The sequence below is a fragment of the Ralstonia sp. NFACC01 genome, assembly GCF_900115545.1.
Lineage (GTDB): Bacteria > Pseudomonadota > Gammaproteobacteria > Burkholderiales > Burkholderiaceae > Ralstonia > Ralstonia mojiangensis.
Genome location: NZ_FOWV01000001.1, coordinates 579,358 through 599,015, shown reverse-complemented (window position 1 = coordinate 599,015; position 19,658 = coordinate 579,358). Strand labels below are relative to the sequence as shown.

At 63.3% G+C, this 19,658-nt stretch carries 20 protein-coding genes; 7 read left to right on the top strand and 13 right to left on the bottom strand.

From position 1 onward, the window contains the following. Positions 1-18 precede the first annotated feature (18 nt). From BM136_RS02920 to hpaR, 6 genes are all read left to right on the top strand, one after another. Positions 19-2,547 carry a PAS domain S-box protein gene (locus BM136_RS02920; RefSeq protein WP_092970124.1) on the top strand — a complete coding sequence of 843 codons (2,529 nt, stop codon included), beginning with the start codon at positions 19-21 and terminating at the stop codon, positions 2,545-2,547. A 39-nt stretch (positions 2,548-2,586) separates the two neighbouring features. After that, complete coding sequence (locus tag BM136_RS02915; protein ID WP_024975528.1) at positions 2,587-3,222, top strand: response regulator transcription factor; 636 nt, start codon at positions 2,587-2,589, stop codon at positions 3,220-3,222. Positions 3,223-3,317: 95 nt separating this feature from the next. Continuing rightward, positions 3,318-4,187 (top strand): bifunctional methylenetetrahydrofolate dehydrogenase/methenyltetrahydrofolate cyclohydrolase FolD, encoded by an 870-nt coding sequence (gene folD / locus BM136_RS02910; protein WP_009240794.1) that lies wholly within the window; start codon positions 3,318-3,320, stop codon positions 4,185-4,187. 94 nt (positions 4,188-4,281) lie between these two features. Continuing rightward, positions 4,282-6,396, top strand: coding sequence for a M3 family metallopeptidase (locus BM136_RS02905; protein WP_092970122.1), 2,115 nt, complete (start codon positions 4,282-4,284; stop codon positions 6,394-6,396). A 150-nt stretch (positions 6,397-6,546) separates the two neighbouring features. Then, complete coding sequence (gene xth, locus BM136_RS02900) at positions 6,547-7,356, top strand: exodeoxyribonuclease III (protein WP_092970120.1); 810 nt, start codon at positions 6,547-6,549, stop codon at positions 7,354-7,356. A 12-nt stretch (positions 7,357-7,368) separates the two neighbouring features. Further along, positions 7,369-7,833 carry a homoprotocatechuate degradation operon regulator HpaR gene (hpaR, locus tag BM136_RS02895; protein WP_092970118.1) on the top strand — a complete coding sequence of 155 codons (465 nt, stop codon included), beginning with the start codon at positions 7,369-7,371 and terminating at the stop codon, positions 7,831-7,833. A 6-nt stretch (positions 7,834-7,839) separates the two neighbouring features. Here the strand turns inward: hpaR and hpaI are convergent, their stop codons facing one another. From hpaI to BM136_RS02835, 12 genes are all read right to left on the bottom strand, one after another. After that, the gene (gene hpaI / locus BM136_RS02890) at positions 7,840-8,643 is read right to left on the bottom strand and encodes a 4-hydroxy-2-oxoheptanedioate aldolase (RefSeq protein WP_092970116.1); all 804 of its coding nucleotides are present in this window, start codon (positions 8,641-8,643) and stop codon (positions 7,840-7,842) included. A gap of 37 nt (positions 8,644-8,680) precedes the next feature. After that, positions 8,681-9,484, bottom strand: coding sequence for a 2-oxo-hept-4-ene-1,7-dioate hydratase (hpaH, locus tag BM136_RS02885; protein WP_092970114.1), 804 nt, complete (start codon positions 9,482-9,484; stop codon positions 8,681-8,683). Positions 9,485-9,487: 3 nt separating this feature from the next. Continuing rightward, complete coding sequence (locus BM136_RS02880) at positions 9,488-9,877, bottom strand: 5-carboxymethyl-2-hydroxymuconate Delta-isomerase (RefSeq protein ID WP_092970112.1); 390 nt, start codon at positions 9,875-9,877, stop codon at positions 9,488-9,490. A gap of 10 nt (positions 9,878-9,887) precedes the next feature. Next, positions 9,888-10,757 (bottom strand): 3,4-dihydroxyphenylacetate 2,3-dioxygenase, encoded by an 870-nt coding sequence (gene hpaD, locus BM136_RS02875; RefSeq protein ID WP_092970110.1) that lies wholly within the window; start codon positions 10,755-10,757, stop codon positions 9,888-9,890. Between the two features lie 44 nt (positions 10,758-10,801). Then, complete coding sequence (hpaE, locus tag BM136_RS02870; RefSeq protein ID WP_092970108.1) at positions 10,802-12,283, bottom strand: 5-carboxymethyl-2-hydroxymuconate semialdehyde dehydrogenase; 1,482 nt, start codon at positions 12,281-12,283, stop codon at positions 10,802-10,804. Continuing rightward, complete coding sequence (locus BM136_RS02865; protein ID WP_092970106.1) at positions 12,280-13,050, bottom strand: fumarylacetoacetate hydrolase family protein; 771 nt, start codon at positions 13,048-13,050, stop codon at positions 12,280-12,282. Before BM136_RS02865 ends, hpaE begins: the two co-directional genes overlap by 4 nt. Further along, positions 13,047-13,796 (bottom strand): fumarylacetoacetate hydrolase family protein, encoded by a 750-nt coding sequence (locus BM136_RS02860; RefSeq protein WP_092970104.1) that lies wholly within the window; start codon positions 13,794-13,796, stop codon positions 13,047-13,049. The genes BM136_RS02865 and BM136_RS02860 overlap by 4 nt, the downstream gene beginning before the upstream one ends. Before the next feature lie 187 nt (positions 13,797-13,983). Further along, positions 13,984-14,274: a DUF1488 family protein gene (locus BM136_RS02855; protein ID WP_092970102.1), complete on the bottom strand. Its 291-nt coding sequence runs from the start codon at positions 14,272-14,274 to the stop codon at positions 13,984-13,986. Positions 14,275-14,474: 200 nt separating this feature from the next. Further along, positions 14,475-14,762 (bottom strand): hypothetical protein, encoded by a 288-nt coding sequence (locus BM136_RS02850; RefSeq protein ID WP_139219341.1) that lies wholly within the window; start codon positions 14,760-14,762, stop codon positions 14,475-14,477. 52 nt (positions 14,763-14,814) lie between these two features. Then, positions 14,815-16,245: a branched-chain amino acid transporter BcaP gene (locus BM136_RS02845; protein WP_092970098.1), complete on the bottom strand. Its 1,431-nt coding sequence runs from the start codon at positions 16,243-16,245 to the stop codon at positions 14,815-14,817. A gap of 191 nt (positions 16,246-16,436) precedes the next feature. Continuing rightward, positions 16,437-17,510, bottom strand: coding sequence for a DNA polymerase IV (gene dinB, locus BM136_RS02840; RefSeq protein WP_092970096.1), 1,074 nt, complete (start codon positions 17,508-17,510; stop codon positions 16,437-16,439). A gap of 172 nt (positions 17,511-17,682) precedes the next feature. Next, the gene (locus BM136_RS02835) at positions 17,683-18,054 is read right to left on the bottom strand and encodes a hypothetical protein (RefSeq protein WP_092970094.1); all 372 of its coding nucleotides are present in this window, start codon (positions 18,052-18,054) and stop codon (positions 17,683-17,685) included. Between the two features lie 314 nt (positions 18,055-18,368). Here BM136_RS02835 and BM136_RS02830 point away from each other — a divergent pair, with 314 nt between their 5' ends. Then, entirely contained in the window at positions 18,369-19,307 is a 939-nt protein-coding gene (locus BM136_RS02830; RefSeq protein WP_092970092.1) for an aldose epimerase family protein, read from the top strand. A gap of 9 nt (positions 19,308-19,316) precedes the next feature. On the opposite strand, the gene BM136_RS02825 is transcribed toward BM136_RS02830, so the two are convergent. After that, on the bottom strand, positions 19,317-19,652 hold the full coding sequence (locus BM136_RS02825) for a carboxymuconolactone decarboxylase family protein (RefSeq protein ID WP_012435915.1): 336 nt from the start codon (positions 19,650-19,652) through the stop codon (positions 19,317-19,319). Positions 19,653-19,658: the final 6 nt, after the last annotated feature.

The following is a 19,658-nucleotide window of genomic DNA, read 5'->3' as shown; positions in this document are numbered from 1 at the left end:
GGCGTTCGTCCGCCCATCATGCTTGCCCCCTCCCACGCTTCGCAGGACCCGGCCGCCAAGCCCGAGCCGTCAACGCCTGCTGCGCCTGCGCCCATTTCCGTGAACGCGTCTGAATTGCCTTCAGACGAAATCGTGCGCCCGAACATGCCCCGCCGCCTGTGGCTGACGCGCCTGGGGCGGCTATGGACGACCAATTGGTTCATGTTCATCCCGCTGGTGGCGATCGTCCTGTTTGCCGGCGCGATGATTTTCATCCTGTATCAGTTGCACGCCACCGAGGTGCAGCAGCAGCGCGACGCCCTCTACCGTGATGCCGCCTGGGCCGAGCAGAAGGTGCGCCTGTCGCTGCAAAGCAATCAGGATCAAGTGGCCGCCCTGGCGCGCGATATCGGTGCCGCGCAACTTGACCCAAGTGCCTACCGCGATGCGGCCCGCCAGCTCTTGCGCGAGAACCCTGAACTCGTCTTCATCAACTGGCTCGATGCCACGCGCCGCCCGCGCTGGGCGTTCCCGTCCACTTCCGAATTCACCGCACGCGTGCGCGAAACGCGCGACCATCCGCTCGAACCCGAAATCCAATCCGCCTACGACGCTGCCCGTGAGACGCAGCGCGCCGTCTATTCCCGCCCCATCCAGAACGAGCGCGGCGAGAGCTTCATGCTCATGGAAGTGCCGATCGTGCGGGACAACGAATTCCTCGGCACGGTGGGCGCCATGTATTCGGTCACGGGGATCCTCACGCAACTGCTGCCGGGCGAGCTGACCGACCGCTACCGCTTCTCGCTGGTCGACAAGAACAACGTGATCCGCGCGAGCACGTCGTTGCGGCCGGTGCCCAAGGCCGCCGCGTCGTATGAAGTGCTGCTGGATCCGCCGGGGCATTCGCTGTCGCTGCGTGCCGAGGCGTATCCGGCACCGTCCAACCTGCCCAACAACATGCTGATGTGGCTGGTGGCCGGCCTGTCGTGCTTCGTGATCTGGAGCCTGTGGAGCGTGTGGCGCCACACCAGCCGCCGCTCGGAGGCGCAGCGCGCATTGCTGGCGGAAACATCATTCCGCCGCGCCATGGAGAACTCCATGGTGATCGGCATGCGCTCGCTCGATCTCAACGGCCGCATCACCTATGTGAACCCCGCGTTCTGCCGCATGATCGGGTGGACGGAAGCGGAACTGGTCGGCCGCATGCCGCCGTTCCCGTATTGGCCGCCCAACGAGATTGGCGAGATGCAGAAGCACATCGAGCTGACCCTGCGCGGCAAGGCGCCTGCCAACGGCATGGAATTGCGCATGATGCGCCGCGACGGCACGAGCTTCTATGCGCGGATGTACGTCTCGCCGCTCATCGACGCACGCGGCCGGCACACGGGGTGGATGAGTTCCATCACGGACATCACCGAGCCCAAGCGCGCCCGCGAAGACCTGGCTGCCGCGCACGACCGCTTCACCACGGTGCTGGAGAGCCTGGACGCGGCCGTGTCCGTGCTCTCGACCGACAAGGCCGAGCTGCTGTTCGCCAACCGCTACTACCGCCAGCTTTTCGGCTGGGAGGCGTTCGGCCACCTGCAGCTCTCCGGCAACGACGTCAACACGGAAGACGTTTCCAGCGATGCGCTCGACTTGGTGGACGCCTATGCCGGCCTGCCCGCCTCCGAACTGACACCGCACGCGGCGGACGCGCGAGAAATCTACGTGCCATCGATGCAGAAGTGGTTTGAAGTTCGGCGCCGCTACATCCAGTGGGTCGACGGCCACCTCGCGCAGATGCAGATCGCCACCGACATCACCGTGCGCAAGGCCGCTGAAGAAATGACCCGCCAGCACGAAGAACGCATCCAGTTCACCAGCCGTCTGACGACGATGGGAGAGATGGCCTCGTCGCTGGCACACGAACTGAACCAGCCGCTGGCAGCCATCAACAACTACTGCATGGGTGCGGTCGGCCGCCTGAAGTCCGGGCGCAGCACCCCGGAAGAGTTGATCCCGGTGCTGGAAAAGACCTCCGCCCAGGCCGTGCGTGCCGGCACCATCATCCAGCGCATCCGGGGCTTTGTGAAACGCAGTCAGCCGCAGCGGCGCGAATCCGACCTGCGCGACATCGTCGCCGACGCCGTAGGCCTGGCCGAACTGGAGGCCACTCGGCGCGGCATCACCATCCTCACGCGCCTGCCGGGCGACCTGCCGCATCTGTACGTCGATCCGGTGCTCATCGAGCAGGTGCTCGTCAACCTGCTCAAGAACGCCGCCGAAGCCATGGCCGCCCACCCGCGCCTGCGCGCCGCCAGCGTCCTGCGCCTGCACGCCAACCTGATCAACGACCCGGAAAATTCCGTGCTGATCGAGGTGATCGACCAGGGCCCGGGCGTGGACGACAGCACCAAGGAGCGGCTGTTCGAGCCGTTCTTCAGCACCAAATCCGACGGCATGGGGATGGGGCTGAATATCTGCCGCTCCATCATAGAATCCCACCTCGGCAGGCTCTGGGTAGAAAACAATGCCGATGGCATCGGCTGTACGTTTAAAATCATCCTGCCGCTGAATCCGCTGTAATCGTTTTTAAAACATAGAACGTAGACCGAGGACTCCTCCATGAGCACAACGCCCGCCGCAGTTGCGCCGCGCAACGAAACCGTGTTCGTCGTCGATGACGATGAAGCCATGCGTGACTCGTTGACGTGGCTGCTCGAAGGCAACGGCTACACCGTCCGCACCTACCGCAGTGCCGAAGAATTCCTGGTCGACGACAAACGTGGCGAAGGCGTCGGCTGTCTGATCCTCGACGTACGCATGCAAGGCATGAGCGGCCCCGAGCTGCAAGACCGCCTGCTGGCCGAGAACAGCCGCATGCCGATCGTTTTCGTCACGGGCCACGGCGACGTGCCAATGGCCGTGTCGACCATGAAGAAAGGCGCGGTCGACTTCATTGAAAAGCCGTTCGACGAATCCGAACTGCGCGAGCTGGTTGAGCGCATGCTCAGCAAGGCCCGCAGTGAAGACTCGGTCGCGCGCGAGCAAAAGGCCGCCAAGGACCTGCTCGGCCGCCTGACCACGCGTGAGCAGCAGGTCCTGGAGCGCATCGTCGCCGGCCGCCTGAACAAGCAGATCGCCGACGATCTGGGCATTTCCATCAAGACGGTGGAAGCGCACCGCGCCAACATCATGGAAAAGCTCAACGTGAACACCGTGGCGGACCTGCTGCGCCTGGCCCTGTCGCGCAACGCCTGAATCGGCTGCAGGAAAACCCAAGCGATCATCCGGGCGGCCGGAAGGGAGGCGGCGATTTATAATCGCGGTTTGCCCTCTCCCTCCTCCGCCCAGCCATGACCGCCCAACTCATTGACGGCAACGCGCTTGCCAAACAACTCCGCGCCGAGGCCGCACAACGCGCCGCCGCCCTGACCGCGCGCGGCCACCAGCCCGGCCTCGCCGTCATCCTCGTCGGCGAAGACCCGGCCAGCCAGGTCTATGTGCGCAACAAGATCAAGGCGTGCGAAGACAACGGCTTCCTGTCCAGCTTCGACCGCTACCCTGCTGACCTGTCCGAAGCCGACCTGCTCGGCCGCATCGACGCGCTGAACCGCGACCCGCGCATCCACGGCATCCTGGTCCAACTGCCGCTGCCCAAACACATCGACAGCCACAAGGTGCTCGAAGCCATCGCGCCCGAGAAGGACGTGGACGGTTTCCACGTGGCCAATGCCGGTGCCCTGATGACCGGCGCCCCGCTGTTCCGCCCCTGCACGCCGTACGGTTGCATGAAGATGCTGGAATCGATCAACTACCCGGTGCGCGGCGCCAATGCGGTGGTGGTCGGTGCCTCGAACATCGTCGGCAAGCCGATGGCGATGCTGCTGCTGCAAGCCGGCGCCACCATCACGATCTGCAACAGCAAGACGCGCGACCTGGCCGCGCACACGCGTGAGGCCGACATCATCGTGGCCGCCGTGGGCCGCCGCAACATCATCACTGCCGACATGGTCAAGCCGGGCGCCGTCGTCATCGACGTGGGCATGAACCGCGACGATGCCGGCAAGCTGTGTGGCGACGTCGACTTTGCCGGCGTCAAGGAAGTCGCTGGCTATATCACGCCCGTGCCGGGCGGTGTCGGTCCGATGACGATCACCATGCTGCTGATCAATACCCTGGAAGCCGCCGAGCGCGCTGCTGAAGGAGCCGCGCTGGCGGCGTAAGCTTCACCTTGATCCAGTTGGAAACGGAAAAAGCGTCCCCACCTCTTGGATCGGACGCTTTTTTTGTCCCCCGAATTTCTCTACCGAGCCTGCCATGACCGACATTTCGCCCAAGGTTGCCACCCCGGCCAACAATCCGCTGCTCGATTTTTCTGGTCTGCCGCGCTTTGCGGACATCCGCCCCGAACACATCACGCCGGCCGTCGACGTGCTGCTTGAGCGTGCTGCATCGGCGGTCGCGCAGGTCAAAGACCCCGCCACGCCTGTGAGCTGGAACACCGTCGTCACCGCACTGGAGGACGCGACCGAGCCGCTGGGCCGCGCCTGGGGCATCGTCAGCCACCTGAGCGCCGTCGCCGACACGCCGGAGCTGCGTGAAGCCCATGCCGCCAATCTGCCGCGCGTGACAGAGTTCTGGTCGGGGCTGGGCCAGGATCTGGAACTGTTCGAGAAGTACAAGGCGATTGCCGACAGCGCGGAATACGCCACGCTGTCGCCTGCGCGCAAGAAGCTGCTTGAGAACGAGTTGCGCGGCTTCCGCCTGGGTGGCGCGGAATTGCCCGAAGACCAGAAACCGCGTTTTGCCGCCATTCAGGAACAGCAGGCGCAACTGACAAAAGCCTTCAGCGACCACGTCCTGGATGCGACCAACGCCTACGCGCTCGTCATCGACGATGAAGCGCGCCTCGCCGGCCTGCCCGACGACGCCAAGCAGGCGGCACAGGAAGCGGCACGCCGCGACAATCCCGATGCGACCGGTTGGAAGTTCTCGCTGCATTTCCCGTCGTACTTCCCGGTGCTGCAATACGCAGACGATCGCGCGCTGCGCCGCACACTGTACGAAGCCAACGTCACGCGCGCATCCGAACTTGGCGCCCAGTACGGCGGCGGCAAGGCCGAATGGGACAACACCGCCAACATGGCTGAACAGCTCACGCTGCGCACCGAAGAAGCGCACATGCTGGGCTATCGCAATTTTGGCGAGGTGTCGCTCGTGCCGAAGATGGCCGATTCGCCCGAAGACGTGCTGCGCTTCCTGGGTGAACTGGCCGACCGCGCACGTCCGTTTGCCGAGAAGGATTGGGAAGAGCTGCAGGCCTTTGCCAAAACCACGCTCGGCATCGACAAGCTCGAACCGTGGGACATGGCCTACGCCTCGGAAAAACTGCGCGAGGCACGCTACGCATTCTCCGAGCAGGAGGTGAAGCAGTATTTCCCAGAACCCGCGGTACTGGACGGCCTGTTCAATGTTGTGCAGACGTTGTTCTCGGTGAAAATTCAGCCGGAGGCGGCCGAGGTATGGCACCCCGACGTACGCTTCTTTCGCGTCGAATCTGCCCAGGGCGAGTTGCTCGCACAGTTCTACATCGACCTGTACGCGCGCGAAGGCAAGCGTGGCGGTGCGTGGATGGACGACGCGCGCGGTCGCAAGCTGCTGGGCGAAGCAGGCGTGCAAACCCCGGTGGCTTACCTCACGTGCAACTTCTCCGGCCCGGTCGGCAACAAGCCCGCGCTGTTCACCCACGACGAGGTCATCACCCTCTTCCACGAGTTTGGTCACGGCCTGCACCACATGCTCACGCAGGTGGATGAGCTGGGCGTGTCGGGCATCAACGGCGTGGAATGGGATGCGGTGGAGCTGCCGTCGCAGTTCATGGAGAACTTCTGCTGGGAATGGGAAGTGCTCTCGCGCATGACGCGTCATGTGAATTCCGGCGAGCCGCTGCCGCGCAAGCTGTACGACAGCATGCTGGCCGCGAAGAATTTCCAGAACGGCATGGCGACGCTGCGCCAGATCGTGTTCTCGACGTTCGACATGCACCTGCATACAGACTTCGACCCCAAGGGCACGACGTCGGTGCTGGAGCTGTCGCGCCAGATCAACAATCGCTTCCACGTGGTGCCGCAGGCCGAGCTGTCGCGCTGGCCGAACACGTTCAGCCACATCTTTGCGGGTGGCTATGCGGCGGGTTACTACAGCTACAAGTGGGCCGAGGTGCTATCGGCAGATGCCTATGCGGCGTTTGAAGAAGCCAGCAAGCTGGGCGGCTCGGTGCTCGATGCGGAAACCGGCGCACGCTATCGCCGTGAAGTGCTGGCCGTGGGTGGCAGCCGCCCGGCCATCGAATCGTTTACGGCCTTCCGCGGTCGCGCCCCTAGCATCGATGCACTGCTGCGTCATGGCGGCATGATGGCGGAAGCCGCGTAACGGACTGCTGCGCCAGCCATGACAACGCCGCTTCGTGCCAACGCCGAAGCGGCGTTTTTCATTCGAGCCCGCTGCGCTTGATGGCACAATATCGCACCCCTGAACGGCGCCGAACTGTGCGCCGTCGCCATTTGCAAGGACCGAGCCCTCATGCGTGTCGCCACCTGGAACGTTAACTCCCTGAAGGTCCGCCTACCGCACGTGCTGCAATGGCTGGGCGAGCGCGAAGCCGACGCCACCCCCATCGATCTGCTCTGCCTGCAGGAACTGAAGCTACCCGATGACCGTTACCCCCTGGCCGAGCTGGACGCCGCCGGCTATGCCTCGTTGTTCACGGGTCAGAAGACGTACAACGGTGTCGCCATCCTCGCGCGCAAGGCGTCGGTGCCTGAAGGCCGCGATGTGGTGAAGAACATCCCTGGTTTTGCCGACGAGCAGCAGCGCATCGTTGCCGCCACGTACGACGTCGACGGCGGCCCGGTGCGCGTGATTTCTGCTTACATTCCGAACGGGCAGGCGCTCGACTCCGACAAATTCGTCTACAAGCTGCGCTGGCTGGAGGCACTGCAGGCCTGGCTGACGAGCGAGATGGCGGCAAACCCGCGACTGATGCTGCTGGGCGATTTCAACATCGCTCCCGAAGACCGCGATGTGCACGACCCCAAAAAGTGGGAGGGTCAGAACCTGGTGTCGCCTGAAGAGCGGGCGGCGTTTCGAGCGATGCAAGGCGCTGGGCTCGTCGATGCGTTTCGCATGTTTGAGCAGGAAGACAAACTGTTCTCGTGGTGGGATTACCGCATGTTCGGGTTCAAGCGCAACGCCGGCCTGCGGATCGACCACATCATGCTTTCGCCTGAACTCGCCAAGCTGTGCGAGTCGTGCCATATCGACCGCGTGCCGCGCACGTGGGAGCAGCCATCAGACCACACGCCCGTGGTCGCTGCCTTGCGTCGCGCATAAGGAGCGCCCCGCATGGCTTCTGCCTTCAAGCACCGCAATCTCCCGCATCTCCTGCTGCGCGCCCGTGAGACCTTCATGGCGCGCTTTCGGCCGATCCTGCGCGAGCACGGCATTACCGAGCAGCAATGGCGCGTGCTGCGTACGCTCAACGATACCGGCGACATGGAGCCCAACCAGCTCGCCGATGCATGCCTGATCCTGAGCCCAAGCCTGACGCGCATGCTGGCTGCGATGGAACAGTCCGAGATGATCGTGCGGACAAAGTCGTCGGTGGACCAGCGCCGACAGGTGATTTCGCTCACCCCCAAGAGCCGCCAGTTCCTGGCCGATGTGGAGCCGCAAGTGGATGCGGAATACGCACGCATCGAAGCGCAGTTGGGTCGCGCACGCCTCGACGCGCTCTACACCACCATCGACGAGTCGATCCACGCCATGGAAACACACACGCCGATGGGACGTTTCACAGGCGACGAGTAACGCCCGTCAATACACGCTGCCGGCCTGCGGCTTGGCAGCGTTCTCCCCCCTGAACGCCTGCGCCAGTTGTTCGGCGCTACGCGCCAGCAGCGTGACATCCGTCCCGACCGCAACGAAGGTCGCTCCGAGCGACAGGTAATGCTTCGCCTGCGCCTGATCCGCTGACAGAATGCCCGCCGCCTTGCCGGACGCGACGATGCGTTGAATTGCGCCGTCGATCGTCTTGCGGACTTCTGGATGCGCCGGTGCGCCCAGGTGCCCCATGGATGCCGCAAGATCGCCAGGGCCAATGAAGACGCCGTCGACGCCTTGCACGGCAAGAATCGCGTCGAGATGCTCCAGGCTCTCTGCCGTTTCGACCTGAATCAGCGTGCACATCTGAGCGTCGGCCTGGTGGAGGTAATCGTCTACGCGGTTCCAGCGCGATGCGCGAGCCAGCGCGCTGCCAACGCCACGAATACCGTTCGGTGGATAGCGCATGGCTTCCACCGCCGCACGCGCCTCGTCGGCGTTCTGGACCATCGGCACGAGCAGCGTCTGCGCGCCGATATCCAGCAGGCGCTTGATCTCGACCGGATCGTTCCAGGCAGGCCGCACGATGGGATGCGACGCGTATGGTGCAACCGCCTGCAATTGCGCGAGTGTCGATTGCAGTTGATTGGGTGCGTGCTCGTTGTCGATCAGCAACCAGTCGAACCCGGCACCCGCCACAATCTCTGCCGGGTACGGATGCGTCATTGCGAGCCACAGGCCGATCTGCGGCCGGCGCTCGGCCAGCGCGCGCTTGAAGCTGTTCACCGGGAGTTGCATCGCGAGGGCATCCTTTGAGCGTTAGACGGTTAGACGGTCAGACGAAATGGCAGGCAATGCTGCCAAGCGGACCATAATCGCAATGGAATGTATCACCGGGCCGGGCTGGCACCGGCCGCGTGAACGATCCGCCAAGAATGACCTGCCCCGGCTCCAGCGCGACGCCGTGCGGCGCCAGCTTGTTGGCCAGCCAGACGACACCGTTGGCCGGGTGGTTCAGCACGCCGGCTGCCACGCCTGTCTCTTCGATGACGGCGTTGCGCGAAAAGATGGCACTGACCCAGCGCAGGTCCACATCGCGCATGCGGATGGGCCGGCCGCCCGTCACGACGCCAGCGTTCGCAGCGTTGTCGGCAATCGTGTCGAACACCTTGCGCGGGCGCCCGCTGTCGGGATCGATCGATTGCGAGCGCGCGTCGATGATCTCGAGCGCCGGTATCACGTGGTCCACCGCGTCGTACACATCGAACAGCGTCACCTCCGGCCCTTCCAGCCGCTTGCCGAGCACAAAGGCAAGCTCCACTTCCACACGCGGCACGATGAAGCGGCTGGTGGGGATCTCGCTCCCCTCGGCAAAGAACATGTCGTCGAGCAGCGCGCCGTAGTCCGGCTCGTCGATCTGTGAAGACTGCTGCATAGCGCGTGACGTCAAGCCGATCTTGTGGCCCTTCAGGCGTCGCCCTCCCGCCAGCTTCATCGCGACCCATTCGCGCTGGATGGCGTAGGCGTCATCGATGGTGATGTCGGGGTGCTCAAGCGAAACCTGCCGGATCTGTTTGCGGTCGATCTCGGCCTGGTGCAAGCGGCGCGCGATCGTCTGGATGGTCGTGGTGTCGAGCATGCGTCAAGCCTTGGGAAAACGCGCGTGGATGTTGTTGTGCTTATAGCTGCCGCCCTCGTCAAACTCGGCCAGCTCCATCGACAGCGCTAGATAACGGCGCCCGAAGGCCTCGGTAAAATGTACCTTGACTGCCTCGAACAGCGCATCGCCGGCGGCCTTCTTGACCTCGGGAGTACGGCCCGCTGCAATCTTGAGCGTGACATGAACGAAGGCGTCATCCTCTTTGCCGTCGGCCACGCGGTAGTCGGTCAGCTTCATGGCGCGCGATCGGATCCCGCCGGTCGAAAACACGCCGTTCTGCGCCATCAGCGTCTCGTTCATCGCCTGCAGCAATTCCGGAATGCGGGCGTCGTCGCCCAGGTTGTCGGTGTATTCGACGATGACATGCGGCATGTCGATCTCCTCAGGCTTCAACTTGCTCACGTCCGGGCAACGGGAAGATCGCGTTGATCTGGCCCGTGCCGGAGCTGGCGAAATATTCGGTGATGACCTCGACGCCCCTGTCATAGGCGTCCCAGCCAAGCAGGCCGAGCAGCATGGCTGTGTCGTGCATGCCGCCCTCGCCTTCACACAGCGATGCGTACTCGGGCAGCATCGCGCAGAAGGTCTTCCAGTCGCCCTGCTTCCACAGCTCGACCACGCGCAGGTCGACCTGCTTGAAAAACTCGCGGCTGATCTGGTGAATGGATTCTTCGGAGCTTCCGTTGCCGTTGAAACGGTGCGAGAGCGATCCGCTGGCAAGAAATGCGACGTTGCTGTCGCTGGCCTCGATGGCTTCAAGCAGCGCGGCGCCAAAGCGGCGGCTTTCTTCCAGTGTGTGCCACGCGCACCAGCCCGCGATCGACACGACCTTGAAGTGCTGGTCGCTGTTCATGTACCGCATCGGCACCAGCGTGCCGTACTCAAGCTCAAGGCTGTCGATTTCGTGCGCACGCGTGAACACACCGCGCGCCGATGCCGTCTCCGCAATCAATCGACCAAGCGCCGGGTTGCCCGGATACGCGTACCGCATGTCCTTAATGAAATGCGGCAGCTCGTTGCTCGTGTAGACACCTTCGAAGCGCGCATTGCAATTGACGTGATAGCCGGCGTTAACCAGCCAGTGCACGTCGGACACGACGATGGTGTCCACGCCCAGGTCACGGCAACGCTGTCCGATGATGCGGTGGCCCTCGATGGCCGCCTCGCGGCAGCCATGATGCTTGCCCGGCAGCTCCGACAGGTACATCGACGGCACGTGGGTAATCTTCGCGGCCAAGGCCAGCTTGCCCATGGTGTCTCCTTCCGCCCTTGTTGTGTGGTGTGACCGGCGGCGCGTCAAACGCCCCAGCGCGGGATATGGTGGCTGCCCATCGAGATACAGACGTTCTTGATTTCGGCAAACACCTCCAGACTGTACTCGCCGCCCTCACGCCCCGTACCGGACGCTTTGACACCGCCGAAAGGCTGACGCAAGTCGCGCACATTCTGGCTATTGACGAACACCATGCCGGCCTCGATACCGCGCGCCACACGGTGCACTTTGCCGACGTTCTGCGTCCAGATGTACGAGGCCAGACCGTATTCCACGTCATTGGCGAGTTTCAGGCCATCGGCCTCGTCCTTGAACGGGATCAGGCAAGCCACCGGGCCAAAGATCTCCTCCTGGGCGACTCGCATACGGTTGTCGACGTTGGCCAGCACCGTGGGCGCGACGAAGTTGCCGTTCTTGAGGTGGTCGGGAAGGCCTGCGGGCTTTTCCGCGCCGCCGGCGAGAATCTTCGCGCCCTCCTGCTCGCCCAGGCGGATGTAGCCCGTGACCTTCTCCCAATGCGCGCGCGTGATCATCGAGCCGACATGGGTCTTCTCGTCCGCTGGATCGCCCACCACAAGCCGCTTGGCACGCTCGGCAAACTTGCGTACGAAATCGTCGTAGACGCTCTCTTGCACGAAGATGCGCGAACCGGCCGTGCAGCGCTCGCCGTTGATCGAGAAGATGGTGAACAGCGACGCATCCAGCGCGCGGTCCAGGTCCGCATCATCGAAGACGAGCACGGGCGATTTGCCGCCCAGCTCCATCGAGAATTTCTTCAGACCGGCACGCTCCATGATCCGCTTGCCGGTCGTCGTGCCGCCCGTAAACGACACCACCCGCACATCTGGATGGCGCACTAGTGCGTCGCCGGCAGTCGCGCCGTAGCCTTGCACCACGTTCAGCACACCCGGCGGAATACCGGCTTCCAGCGCCAGGCGACCGAGTTGATCCGCTGTCAGCGGCGACAGTTCCGACATCTTCAGCACGGCCGTATTGCCCAGCGCCAGGCACGGCGCGACCTTCCAGGTGGCCGTCATGAACGGCACGTTCCAAGGCGAGATCAACGCGCACACGCCCACCGGCTGATACAGCGTGTAATTCAGCATCTGATCATCCACCGGATACGTGCGGCCGTTGACCTGCGTGCACACCTCGGCGAAGAAATGGAAGTTCTCGGAAGCGCGCGGAATGAGCTGCTTGCTCGTCTGCGCGATCGGCAGGCCGGTGTCCATCGTCTCCAGCGCGGCCAGGTGCGGCACGTTCTGCTCGATCAGCTCGCCCAGTCGGCGCATCAGCTTGGCGCGCTGCTTGGCCGGCGTGTTGGCCCAGGCCGGAAATGCTGCCTTGGCTGCCGCTACCGCCGCGTTGATCTCGGCTTCACCGCCTGACGCCACCTCGACGATGGCCTCGCCCGTTGCCGGGTTAGTCGTGATGAAACGCTCCACGCTGTCGACCTGACGGCCATCGATCCAATGCTTGACAGGGTCCATGTTGACGGCGCTCATGCGGGCTCCTGGTTCGGTTCTTCGGCAACGATGGTGCTCACCAGCCTGCCGATGCCTTCAATTTCTGTGATGACTTCGTCGCCGGGTTGCGTGTCGGCCAAGCCCTCCGGCGTGCCAGTCAAAATCATGTCGCCGGGGCTGAGCGTCATGAAGCTGGAGAACCACGCTATCAAGGCAGGAACGTCGAAGATCATGTCGCGCGTGTTGCCCTCTTGCGTGACTCGGCCGTTGACGGTGGTGCGTAGCGCGAGATTCATCGGGTCTGGCACATCGTCTCGGTCTACCAGCCACGGCCCGATGGGCGTGCAGGTGTCGCGGCTTTTCACGCGCAGATTCGGGCGGTAATAGTTCTCGAGATAGTCGCGGATGGCGTAGTCGTTGGCCATCGTATATCCGGCCACGTAGTCATAGGCATGCTCGCGCGGCACATTACGCACGGTCTTGCCGATGACCACGACCAACTCGCATTCGTAATGCATGAACGCAACGCCAGCGGGGCGCACGGTATGGGCGCGATGGCCGATCAGCGTATTTGGCCCTTTCAGGAAAGCGAGCGGCTCCTCGGGCGCTTTGAAGGCCAGCTCCTTGGCGTGGTCGGCGTAGTTCAGGCCCAGCGCGAAGGCGGTGCGGGGTTCCACCGGCGGCAGCCAGACGCCCTCGGTTTCGCGCAAAACACGGCCGTCGGCCAGTCGCAGGCGGGTGTCGTCGCCGGGCATGGCGGTGGCGAGATGGATCGCGCCGTCATAGGCAATACGCGCGTGTTTCATCGCGAAACCTCCGATTGGCGGATCAACGTCGTCGTCAGCGTGCCAATGTGGGCGATGTCGATATCGATGCGATCCCCTGCGCGCGCCAGCGGCGGATTCTCCGGCATGCCAACGAGCAGCACATCGCCTGCTTCAAGCGTCATGAATGCCGTCACGTCGGCGAGCAGTTGGGCGACGGGCCGCACCAGCGTCGACGTGTTTGCACGCTGTTTGATCTCACCGTTGATGCGCACGGTGATATCAAGCGCATCGGCGTCGAGCACATCTTCGCGGTCGACCATCCATGGTCCCATCGGGCAAAAGCCATCGCGGCACTTGTGGCGGATCGCCGGGCGATAGTAGCTCGCATGCGGCACGGTCAGGTCGTTGACGACGGTGTAGCCGGCGATGAAATTGGCGGCCTGCAGCGCTGGCACGCCCGTGGCGGTACGACCGATCACCACTCCCAGGCAAGCACCGGCCCAAACGCCATCCACGTCTGCCGGCAGAGCAACATCGTGGTCATGGCCAATGCGCGTGTTAGCCGGCTTGAGATACAGGATGGGCGCCTTGGGCGGGGCCTGGTAAGGCGGTGCAGATAGCGCGTCGCCCAGCGCATCCAGTTCGCCGCGGTAGTTCAGCAACGCGCCGACCACGGTACCTTCGACCGGCGGCAGCCAACGCAAGGAAACAGCAGGCTCTGCCGCGGATGCGAACACCCGCTCCACGACTTGCCCCTGCGGCAATATCACTCTGCCTCGCAGCATGGTGTCTCCTGCCCTCTCATATAATTAACATGTTAATCATCTGATTGGATTGCGGCCCTGTCAAGTCGGGAAACTGAGGCGCAATGAAAAAGCCGGTCACGCGGACCGGCTTTTCAGGCGGCGGACGATGTGTCCGCCATGCAGAGGCATCGGGCACGCCGATGTCTACGGGAGCAATCGATCAGACTCAGGCCACGGCAATATGCGCGCGCTTGACCACGACCGGTTGCGGCAAATCATCTAATCCATGAGATCGCTGCACGCCGTCTGCAATGAGTACGCGGGCGGCATCCTGGATCCGCTCTTGGCCAGCCTCGAAGGCTGCCTGAAGCGACAACACCTGATCACCTTCCAGGCCTTCCCAAAGCGCCTCACGCGTTGCCACGCAAGTCACCTTTTCACCGTCGACCAGTGCGTCGAACAGCAGGCCTTCGTTGTTGATGTCGTACGCCTCTTTCTTTTCGAACTTGATTTCCATCGTCAAAGCCCTCCGATTGCAATGGACAACAACGCACACGCTGTTGCGTGGAAACTTTGCGGGGGGGCCGGCAAGGTTTCGTCAGACATCGTGTCTGGCTGCATAAATCATTTTAACCACAGCTTGCGATGCACGTGCGAGCGTCATTTGTAGCATCGCAGCCGTTGAATGGTGGCTTGACGCCGCTATCCCAGGCGGCATCAGGCCTCGCGCGCCTCTTCGTCGCAGCTATGCTTTTTTGTCAGGGCCGCGCGCTTGCCAATTTGAGCAAAGCGGAAGCCACACGCAAGGCGCGTGCCGGACGAACAGCCAAAGTGTGCCTGCCAATGCAACCACATGGTTTGCGACATGTCGATGTCAGCGCGGAATGCGTTGGAACCCTCGCCAAAAAGCGCGCGGGTTGAACGCAATACATCGACGTTGTAATAGTTGCGCGCCGACTGAGGGGAAAACCACTCACACCCCTCAGTCGGCGATTCGAACGACAATGTTTGACCGCGTCGCAGCCATGTCGTCAGGGAATGGATGCGCCCTTCTTGGTCAGAGCACGGTTTCGGAAACCGGCGCAGCGCCATGTTCCGACGTGTGCAGCAGCGAACGACGACGCGCATACCCGAAGTACACCAGCAAGCCGATCGCAACCCACACCACAAAGGCGATCCAGGTAACGGCCTGCAGGTGGCCCATCAGGAACAGGCACATGCCGATGGCCAGCAGCGGCACCACCGGCACGCCGGGGCAACGGAAGCCACGATGCAAGTCCGGACGCGTGCGACGCAGCACCAACACGGCAACGGCGATCAGCGAGAACGCCGCCAGCGTGCCAATGTTGATCAGTTCTGCCAACACATTCAGCGGCACGAATGCAGCGATCACAGCGAAGACGATGCCCACCACCCAGGTGTTCAGAAACGGCGTCGCAAAGCGCGGATGGATGTGCGACAAGCGCTTGGGCAGTAGCCCGTCGCGCGACATGGCGAAGATGATGCGGGTCTGGCCATACGCCATCACCAGAATCACGGTCGTCATGCCGATGATGGCACCCAGATCGACAAAGCCCGCCACCCAGCCTTCACCGGCCATCTGCAACGCCAGCGACACGGGGTGATCCACGCCCGCAAACTTCGCGAACGGCACGATGCCCGTCATGATGGCGGCCACAAGCACATAGAGAATCGTGCAGACCGCCAGCGAACCAATGATGCCGATCGGCAAGTCGCGCTTGGGATTGCGCACCTCTTCGGCCGCGGACGTCACCGCATCGAAACCGATGAAGGCGAAGAACACGATGGCCGCCGCGCCGAACACGCCTTCCATGCCGAACGGCATAAACGGCTGCCAGTTGGCGGGCTGCACATGGCGCACGCCCACGACGATAAACAGCAGCACCACCGTCACCTTGATTGCGACCATGATGTTGTTGGCGCGCGCCGATTCGCGAATGCCGAACGACAGCAGCGTCGTGATCAGCAGCATGATCACCAGCGCCGGCAGGTTGAACAGCGTCTGCACGCCCGGAATTGCACCCGGTGCAGCGGTGAGCGCCACAGGCAGATGAAGGCCGAAGCCAGACAGCAGCGATTGGAAATAGCCGGACCAACCCACCGAAACAGCGGATGTGGCCAAGCCATATTCGAGCATCAGATCCCAGCCGATGATCCAGGCGACCAGCTCGCCCATCGTGGCGTAGGCATATGTATAGATGGAGCCCGACACGGGAATGGTCGAGGCGAATTCGGCGTAGCACAGCGCGGCAAATCCGCAGGCGAGCGCTGCGACGATGAAGGACAACGTTAGCGCCGGTCCTGCGGTCAGCGCGCCAGTGCCGGTAAGCACGAAGATGCCGGTGCCGATGATGGCGCCGACGCCCAGGAACGTCAGGTCCAGGGGCCCGAGGACTTTCTTCAGGCCGGTATTGCTGTGACCCGTGCGGATCATGTGATCCACGTTTTTGGTACGAAACAAACTCATTGACTGCGTCTCCTGTCTGCGTGCTGCCGAATGTGACGGCATGCACTGTCGCGCACGTGTGGTGCGCGGCGGCGGATTATGCAAAAAAGCGGGCATTCTACCCGCTGGCGACATTCCGCCCTTCTATCGCCGTCATGCAGACAGGAAAATAGGACAATTCGTATCCGATTGCCGGCTCGGCCGGTTCAATCTCAGTCAGTGCGGGCCAGGTCTTCGGCAAACAGCGGTTGCTGGCGCGCATGCGCATCCGACTCATATAGCCGCACGCCCACGCCGAGCAGTCGCACGGGAATGCCGCGGCGTTCAAACCCCTGAGCCAGCAGCTTGGAGAACACCGGCAAGGACACCTGGGGCGAGATGCATTCCACTGTCGTGCCACGAAAATCGGCAAAACGCAGCTTGACGTAGGTTTTGTGGATCATGTTGCCTGCGCGGGCACGCTCGACGCGGGCGGCAAGCTGCTCGACGAGGACAATCAATTCGCGCTGGCAATCATCAAGTGTGCGCAGATCGGTGGCGTAGGTTTCTTCCACACTGACCGACTTGCGGACTTGCGAGGGTTGCACCTGCCGATGATCGATGCCGCGGCAAAGGTCGTGCAGCCGGAAACCGAATACGCCGAAATGCTGCTGTAAGCGGTCGGTGCCCCAGGCGCGCAAGTCGCCGCAGGTTTCCGCACCCAGGCGGCGCAGCTTGGCAGCGGTCACCTTGCCGACGCCGAACAGGCGGTCGACGGGCAGCTCCGCAACAAACGCATCGATCTGCTCCGGCCGCACGACGAACAGGCCATCGGGCTTGTTCCAGTCACTGGCGATCTTGGCAATGAACTTGTTGGGCGCAACGCCCGCCGACACGGTAATGCCGATTTCTTCGCGCACGCGGCGGCGGATGTCTTCTGCGATGCGCGTGCCGCTGCCCGCAAGCATGGGGCTGTCGGTCACATCCAGGTACGCTTCGTCCAGCGAGAGCGGCTCCACCAAGGGCGTGTAGCCGTGATAGATGGCAAAGATCTGGCGCGCGACCTGGCGGTACTTTTCCATCGACGGCGGCACGATCAGCAAGTCCGGACAGCGTTTGACGGCCTGCGCCATGGGCATCGCCGAATGGATGCCAAACTTGCGCGCCTCGTAATTGCAGGTTGCGACCACGCCGCGCCGCTCCGGCCGCCCACCCACGGCCAGCGGCTTGCCAACTAGGCGCGGATCGTCGCGCATTTCGATGGCAGCGTAAAAACAATCGCAGTCGCAGTGGATGATCTTTCGCACGGCACAAGGCCAGAACCGGCCGCGGGAAGCCGCGTCGGTGTCGGGCTTGCTCGCTCAGGAGGAACGCAAGCGTATCAGCTTCCGCCGGCTGCGCACGCAACGCCGCGCAACAATGCATTTCGCCGATATTGCAACGCAACATCGGCGAATGAGGGGCCGGGAAGAGGACGGCTTAGCGGCCGATGTCGTGCGAAACGGCGCCGAGTTCGTCGTTCAGCGCGTGCTGCTCATCGCCAGACAAGCCGCCGCGATGCTGGCTGGCCATGTCGTTGGCTTCCTGGCGGATGCGGCGCAGGCGGTCGCGCAGGCCGTCAGCGCGGTACGGATCGATGTAGCCCTGCGATTGGCGAACGTCGATACGGTGGAATTCTTCCGCAAGACGGCCCTGTACCTGGTCAAAGCGTGCGCGCGGGTCTACCGGTGCCGCGACGGGAACCGGCTCACGCACCACCACCGTGCGCGTGGGCTGCGGTGGCGCCACGACACAACCGGCCACGGAGGCCGCCAGCACTGCGCACAGGGTCAGACGCGGAAGAATCGACATGATTGGGCTCGTATTGTCGTTGTAGAAACGCGCAGTCGCGCGAGGACTGGCGCTATCTTACGAACCGCTTCACGCAAAGCTGTGACGATTGGTAACAGCAGATTACTTCCGCGACAGCTCCGGTGGTTCGACCGGCGGCGGGGGTTCATCGGGCGATGGCAGATCGGGGGGAATTCCCGGCGGCGAAGGCTCGTCGGGCGGGGGAACGGTATGTGCGGGCAGCACGCAATTGACGGACATGGTTTCCCTCCGGGCAAAACGCATTGACAATCTAGTACGCGATTCCCATGCCAACAAGTCACTCCACCCAACCTATGCACGACCTGCCAACCGCTCGCTTTCAGGATCGCACACTCATCCGCATCGGCGACTCGCGTGCTGACGGCTCCATGCTGCTGCTCGCGCCGGAAGCCGGCGGCCGGCTGGTGCGCTGGCGCCATCGCGGCGAAGACATCCTCTTCTGGCCCGAACCGGCCGATTGGACAAATCCAGCCAAAGTGCGTGGCGGCAATCCGCTGCTCTTTCCCTTCATCGGCCGGCATTTTGTGGAGGGCAAAGTCGGCCGCTGGCGCGACGCGCGCGGGCAACTTCATGAGCTCCCGCAACACGGCTTTGCACGCGACCTGCCGTTCGAAATGGAAGATGCAAGCGACGCACACATCGTCTTACTGCTGCGCGACAGCCCCCAGACGCACCAAGGCTATCCATTCGCCTTCGAATTTCGCGTGACGTACCGGCTGATTGACGACGGGCTGGAGGCGACCTTCTCCGTCAAGCATCTGGACGAAGGCGACGCGCATGCGCCCATGCCCTTCTACGCCGGCCATCATTTCTACCTGGCGCTACCGCATGCACTGCGCGGCGCGACCGAATTGTTGATGCCGTCAGCGAGGCTGTCACGCCAACTGCCCGATGGCAGCCTCGACAGACCCGAGCCGGGGCGCGGGACCTACCAGCTAGACGACCCAGCCCTGCAAGACCGATATCACTTGCTCGATGACGCCGGCGCAGCCACGCTGGTCATTCCGCCGCATGCGGAAGCGCCGCTCGGGCGGCGTATTCGCTTCGAGGTGGACGGCGCGCCGGTGCCCTGGCACGCCATCACCACCTGGACAGAAAACGCCACGTCGGACTTCTACTGCGTCGAACCATGGATGGGCTTGCCGAATGCGATCCACCACGGCGAAGGCCTGCACCTGCTCGCCCCTGGCGAGACCCGGCAGGCGACCTGCCGGCTGCGGATCGCACGGTAGCCAACGCGGTCAGGCCTTCTCGTAGGCCTGCACTGCGTCCATGACACGCGCCGAGTACACCAACGCTGCCCCGGCATTGAGCGAAATCGCTACGCTCAGCGCGTCGGCAATCTCCTCATGGGTTGCGCCATGCTTGATCGCCTCGGCGGTGTGCACGGTGATACAGCCATCGCAACGTGTGGTCACTGCCACGGCCAGCGCGATCAGTTCGCGCGTCTTTGCATCCAGACTGCCCGTCGTCGCAGCCGACAGCGTCTTGTAGCCCTTGACCGTATCCGGCGTGATTTGACCGATCTCGCCAATGCGACCCAGCAATTCCTTCCGATACTCGACCCAGTTCAGCATGATGTG